General features: G+C 40.7%; 1 protein-coding gene and 2 pseudogenes. All 3 read left to right on the forward strand.

Translation table 11 applies throughout. The features are described from left to right. Positions 1-816: pseudogene (locus BLW93_RS08885) on the forward strand (hypothetical protein); the annotation flags it as partial. Continuing rightward, positions 813-1,166: a hypothetical protein gene (locus BLW93_RS08605; protein WP_076713658.1), complete on the forward strand. Its 354-nt coding sequence runs from the start codon at positions 813-815 to the stop codon at positions 1,164-1,166. The pseudogene BLW93_RS08885 and the gene BLW93_RS08605, both read left to right, overlap by 4 nt. A 184-nt stretch (positions 1,167-1,350) precedes the next feature. Continuing rightward, positions 1,351-1,859, forward strand: a pseudogene (locus BLW93_RS08945) (aspartate/glutamate racemase family protein); the annotation flags it as partial. Positions 1,860-1,956 lie beyond the last annotated feature (97 nt).

The raw sequence follows: 1,956 nt of genomic DNA on the forward strand, positions 1-1,956 counted from the left end.
AGGCTGGACGGGACGAGATTACCGCCTGATGACCCGTTCTGGACTTCTTATGCTCCACCCAACCACTTCAATTGCCGCTCAACTGTCAGAGCAATATTCAAAGGCTCTGACGAGGCAAAGAGAGTAAGGAAGTGGAAGCCGAAAGACATTCCGCCAGTTCCTGAAGGCTTTAATGCAAGTCCATTGGAAAGCTGGTGGAAGTTAACGGATTCTACGGCTAGAAGAATCGTAAAATATGGGCTGAAAGATGAGGCTCTGGAAAAGGCTAAAGAAATGTGTGGAAAGAATTTTGAAGACTGGGAATGTCCGGAATTTGAGGAAGTTAAAAGGAAACTGGAGAAGCTTGAAAAGGTATACAAAAAGCTGGAGAACTACATAGGCAGAGGAGAGGAAGTTCCTGTTAGTGAAGGGGATAGTATCCTCCATCCGATTGCTAAAATTTCCACTAAGGTGGTAAAAAAATACAAAGATATTTTGGGTAACGAGAAGGTTCTCACGAAGTTCACAAAGGAACATATTTTGCGTGAAATTAGTATAGAGGAACGCTCTTGGAGAAAGGAGGTTAGAGCTTGGGGATTACGCAACATTCATAACATACTACGTAGTCCAGATATAGTATTTTTTGACCAAGAAAAACAAGCTATCCTCTACTGTAAGAAACGGAAAGTAGGCAATAAAAACTGCATTGCTGCGGTTGTCGTAGGTGCCGAGAACAAACACTATATCTATACCGTTAAACCTGCTCCTTATCCTCCCGCAGGCTTGAAATCTGGTCGTTATGTTATTATCTATAGTAGGAAGGAGGAATTGTTATGAGTATCAGATTGGAATTTAAAGACTATATGGGCGGATTTTTGCTTAAAGACCCTCAAGTTAAAGATGTTGATAGTTTAGGAGAATTGGAAGAATTGGAGTATGAGTTTTTTGAAGCAGCCACTGGTGTTGATAAAGAAGGGAGAATCCGGTATTTCCACTTTGAACTTTGGAAATCTCCCGAACAAATTGAGGATTTAATTGAAGACCCCCTAATCTTTCAAATTCCCGGTCTTTACACCGTTCCCGAACTCGGTGTGGAGAACGCAACTTTTAAGGAAGTCCTTGAAGCGGTTAAAAAATACTACGAAGAAAAACTCTCTTCCAAACAACCCACCAAAACCACCACCTAATCCTGCCAGCCTCGGCTGGCTTCCTCTATTTTTCAACTCAAGTTTCCTCCACTTAAGTCAATCCTGCCAAATCCTGCCACTTATCTTTTTCTCCTGCTCTATCCTCAACTAAAAACCCAGTTTTAAGCGTACCTCTAAGGAATTGAAACAACAATTTTTTTGTAAAATCAGATACGGGAAGACAATGAAAACCATCGGATTATTAGGAGGAATAAGCTGGAAATCATCCATTGAATACTATCGAACAATAAACCATCTGGTTAATAAAAAGCTAGGCGGTGTTCATTCTGCTAAAATTCTAATGTATTTTGTGGATTTTGCAGAAATAGAAAAGCTCCAGCATCAGGGACAATGGGAAAAGGCAACTAACTTTATAATAGACGCGGCAAAGCAGATAGAAATGGCGGCGCTGATTTTCTGGTTATATGCACAAACACAATGCACAAAATGGCAGATGATGTTCAGAAAGCAATTAGCATTCAGCTGCTTCACATTGCTGATGCCACAGCACAGCGTATAAAAGAATAGGGTATCAAGCGTGTTGGTCTTCTTGGAACCAAGTTTACGATGGAAGAAGACTTTTACCAAGGCCGTCTTAATAAACTTCACGGTTTAGAAGTTTTAATACCACCAGAAAAAGACAGAAATATTGTTCACAGAATAATCTACCAAAAACTTGTTCGCGGCATCATAGGTAGTGTACGATATTTTGTGTAAGCTTGAGAAATGGGATAACCTCCTGGGGAACACCCCACAAATACCAACCCCAGGAGGCAAAAATGGAACTACA

The sequence above is a fragment of the Desulfurobacterium indicum genome, from assembly GCF_001968985.1.
GTDB classification, from domain to species: domain Bacteria; phylum Aquificota; class Aquificia; order Desulfurobacteriales; family Desulfurobacteriaceae; genus Desulfurobacterium_A; species Desulfurobacterium_A indicum.

What these genes read in the sequence shown, in the direction of transcription:
- BLW93_RS08605 (WP_076713658.1), top strand. Translation starts at nt 813, where the DNA reads ATGAGTATCAGATTGGAATTTAAAGACTATATGGGCGGATTTTTGCTT.